The sequence below is a fragment of the Corallococcus sp. 4LFB genome, from assembly GCF_046520365.1.
Taxonomy (GTDB): domain Bacteria; phylum Myxococcota; class Myxococcia; order Myxococcales; family Myxococcaceae; genus Corallococcus; species Corallococcus caeni.
The window spans coordinates 1-3,766 of the sequence record NZ_JBKGHJ010000654.1 but is presented as its reverse complement, the minus strand read 5'-3'; the positions used below and the strand labels follow the sequence as shown (position 1 = coordinate 3,766).

Sequence of the window (3,766 nt, the reverse complement as noted above, 5' to 3'; positions counted from 1 at the left end):
GCCAGTGCCCGGGAGCGCGAGGTGGCGGTGCGCGCGGCGCTGGGCGCGGACCGGGGCCGGCTGGTGCGGCAGTTCCTGGTGGAGAGCGCGGTGCTCGCGGTGCCAGGCGGCGCGGCGGGGCTGCTCCTGGCGCTGTGGGGCATGGACCTGCTGCGCGTGTTCGTGCCCGGACGAGGTGGTGTCGCCAGAGGAGATCCGCCTGGAGCCGCACGTGCTCGCCATCGCGGCGGGGCTGTCCCTGACGACCAGCGTCCTCTTCGGCCTGGTGCCCGCGCTGCGCGCTTCCCGCGCGGAGGCGAAGGGCGCGCTCGGAGGCCTGCGCGGAGGGAGGGGCGCGACGGGGCCGATGCGGGCGCGAGCGGTGCTGGTGGTGGTGCAGGTCGCGCTGGCGCTCGTGCCGCTGGTGGGCGCGGGCCTGATGCTGCGCACGCTCTCCGCGCTGCACTCCGTACCGCCAGGCTTCGATGCGCGCGGCGTCAGCGCGATGGACCTGTCGTTCCCCCGCGAGGCGTATGGACAGGACGACCCGCGCCGGAGGCTGGTGAGCGCGGAGCTGCTGGCGCGGGTGCGGGCGTTGCCGTCCGTGCAGGCGGCGGGCCTGGCCAGCACGCTGCCGCTGTGGAACCGCAACGGCTTCAGCGCGGTGCTGCTGCCCGGTGAGACGGAGCAGGGGGCCGAGGCGCGCGAGCCCGTCAACTTCCGCGCGGTGAGCGACGGCTACTTCGCCACGCTGCGCATCCCGCTGAAGGAGGGCCGCGACGTGAGCGCCTCGGACGGCGCGGGCGCAGCGCCGGTGATGGTGGTCAACGAAGCCTTCGTGAAGCGCTTCCTGCCGAAGGGATCCGCCCTGGGCCAGCGCGCACGGCTGACGCTCGACGGCGAGCCGTTCCGGGAGGTGGTGGGCGTGGTGGGCGACGTGCGCCACGCGAGCCTCGCGGAGGAGCCACGCGCGGAGGTGTACCTTCCCATGGCTCAGTTCGAGGGCCTGCACATGGTCATCGCCGTGCGCGCCACCCAGGGCGCGCAGGCGCTGGTGCCCGCGCTGCGCGAACAGCTTCGTGCGGTGGATCCGGGCCTGCCACTCATGCAGGTGCGCGACCTGGAGGACGTGGTGGCGGAGAGCCTGGGACGCACGCAGGTGATGGGCAGCCTGCTCACGGCCATGGCGGTGCTCGCGCTGACGCTGGCGGGCGTGGGGTTGTACGGCGTGCTGGCGTATACGGTGAGCCAGCGCACGCGTGAGCTGGGCATCCGCATGGCGCTGGGCGCGACGGACCGGCAGGTGCTGTGGCTGGTGGTGGGGCAGGGGCTGCGGTTGGCCGCGATGGGCGTCGCGGTGGGGCTTGTGGGGGCGGCGGTGCTCGCGCGCGGCCTCGCGGGGATGCTCTACGGCGTGGGCACGCTGGACGCCCTGACGTTCGGAGGCGTGCCCCTGCTGCTGTGCGCGGTGGCGATCGTGGCCAGCTGGCTGCCTGCCCGCCGAGCGCTGCGCGTGACGCCGGCCATCGCGCTGCGCGCTGACGAATAGGGCTTGTGGATCCTTGCGGGTCAGGCGACCTCGTGCGCGGCCCGGGCCCAGCGCACGCCCTGCAAGCCCAGGCTCCGCGCCTCGGACTCCATCAGCGAGCCGTACTGCTCCTCCACCCACTGGCGGAAGTAGGCGTCCGGCGCCGCGAGCACCAGGTGTCCGTCCTCCAAGCCCACCGCCCGGGCCTTGCTCAGCCAGGACAGCGCGTACCGCTTGCCCTGGGCGCGCACGCCTTCCAGACACGCGCTCCAGACGCGAGCGGCCTCCGAGGACGCGCCCTCCGCGGGGACCGCGACACCGGCCTCCGAGGTGTCCGCCTCCGCGCCGTCCTCCAGCGGCGGGACATAGCGCGTCCACACGCGGGGCGAGCAGAACGCGACGACGGTGCCTACGGGCTGCCGGGTCCGGCCCCAGTCGGACTGGAGGTAGCCCTGGCAGGCGGCATGGAGCCGGGCCTCGTCGCCGTCCACGCCGCGCAGCGCCTGGGCGTACCACTCCGTCCAGCCGGTGGGTGGCTTCTCCCGGGGAACGCCCCGGAAGGCCTTCGCCCGGGCGTCCTGGAACGTGTCGAAGAAGGCCGCCGCGCGGGCGGCCAGGGTGGGGGCGGGGAGGGGACGGACGGCGTCCGGGGACGGCTCGGGTGTGTCCTCGCGGGGCGGGGTGGCCGGGACCAGGTGCGTGCCGGGGAGGGAGAGCTGGATGGGATCCTGCTCCGCGTCCGGGGGCGTGGTGTCCTCGACCGCGAGGAGTGCCACGGGGGCCAGGTGGGCCGGGAGCGAGGCCGCGTCTTCCAGTCCAGTCAGGTCGGCAGCAGCAGATGAAGCTCTCTTTTTCTCCTTCTCCCTTCTGGTTCTGGCGGAGGACGTCCCGGACGTGTCCTTGGGACGTCCGGCGGACACGTCGATGCCCCGGGCGGCGGCGCGTTCACGCCGCTTGCGCTCGGCCTCCTTCTTCCGCTTGTCGAGCACTCCGACGTAGCGATCGCAGAGGGTGAGGCGCACGCCGTCCTCTTCACGGATCAGCAGGCGGGCGCGGAGGAGGGCGGACCAGAAGGCGCCGGGGGTGCCCGTCCAGCGGACAGCGGACTCCAGCGCTTCAATCCACACGGCTTCGTCCGCGGACGCGTCCCACGCCTGTCCGCCGGACGCGTCCGCGGACGGTCCGAAGGACACGAAGCGCCCTTCGGGCAGGGCCTGCACGGCCCAGATCTGCAGCTCCACCATGGCGCCCAGGAACGCGCGGCGCTCCATGCCCAGCGAACGCGCGGCGCCGATCACCGCGAGGCTCATGGGGAAGCCCACGTCCACCTGCACCCAGTCCAGACCCGCCACGTCCACGCCTCCCAGCCCGGACGCGGTGAAGCGTCCGTCCCTGTACCCTGGTGCCCGCTACGGGCGTCCGTCCCTGCCCGATGTCGTGGGTCGTCCCCCGGTCCACGGCTCCCGCACTGATCGCACGGACCCGGCCGGAAGCCGGGCTCCACACGAGCGCAGGAGGTGGGATGGGGGCAGGGGATGATCCACGGATCCGCGATCTGTGTCGTCGGGCCCGAACCGTCTACCCCCCGGGTTCTCCAGCGGACGTCCCGCGAACGACGCTACAGGGCGCTACAGCGGAAAAAGGCCGCCGCCCCACGGAGGTGGAGCGGCGGCCCGAGGGCTACAGGGATGATCAGCGGATCACGGACCGGTCACCGTGACGTTGTCGATGGCCAGACCACAGCTGACGCCACCGGAGGTGCTGGTGAACTGGATTCTGGAGGTGGTGCTGGTGGCGTTGAACACGTAGGTGCGCGGGAAGCTGCCCCAGGTCCCGGACGCATTGGAGATGCTGGCGCTGGACGGGCCGTAGTTGACGGTGGCCGATCGGGACACCGTGGTGCAGTTGGGGCTGTTGGATACCCAGAAGGTCAACGTGTAGCCGCCGCCGACGACGGTGGGGACGTCCTGGTACAGGGAGCCCGCGCCCAGGCCGTTGAGGTCGATGGACTGCACGCCGTTCTGCGCCGTCTTGTACGTGCTCTTCATCACCTTGATGCCGGAGGTGATGGTCCAGCCCGGCAGCGCGGTGCTGCCCGCGCTGAGGACCACGTAGTTGGACGCGCCGATGCTGTTGGTCTCGAAGCTGCCATTGGTCGAGACGGTGATGCCCTGCTCGGCCTTGCCCAGCTCCGGGGCGTTGAGCACCGCGTCCGGGCCCCCACAGCCCGCCAGCGCGAAAAAGCCAAAGCCCGCCACC

At 72.7% G+C, this 3,766-nt stretch carries 3 protein-coding genes and 1 pseudogene; 2 read left to right on the top strand and 2 right to left on the bottom strand.

Annotation, left to right across the window (positions count from 1 at the left end):
• Positions 1-21: 21 nt before the first annotated feature.
• A pseudogene (locus tag ACLEQD_RS38925) lies at positions 22-93 on the top strand (hypothetical protein); the annotation flags it as partial.
• A gap of 85 nt (positions 94-178) precedes the next feature.
• On the top strand, positions 179-1,528 hold the full coding sequence (locus ACLEQD_RS38920; RefSeq protein WP_410390942.1) for an FtsX-like permease family protein: 1,350 nt from the start codon (positions 179-181) through the stop codon (positions 1,526-1,528).
• Positions 1,529-1,548: 20 nt separating this feature from the next.
• On the opposite strand, the gene ACLEQD_RS38915 is transcribed toward ACLEQD_RS38920, so the two are convergent.
• Together ACLEQD_RS38915 and ACLEQD_RS38910 are read right to left on the bottom strand one after the other, a co-directional pair.
• Positions 1,549-2,859: a DnaA N-terminal domain-containing protein gene (locus ACLEQD_RS38915; protein ID WP_410390941.1), complete on the bottom strand. Its 1,311-nt coding sequence runs from the start codon at positions 2,857-2,859 to the stop codon at positions 1,549-1,551.
• 348 nt (positions 2,860-3,207) lie between these two features.
• A partial coding sequence (locus ACLEQD_RS38910; RefSeq protein WP_410390940.1) for a DUF642 domain-containing protein occupies positions 3,208-3,766 on the bottom strand: 559 nt, incomplete at its 5' end.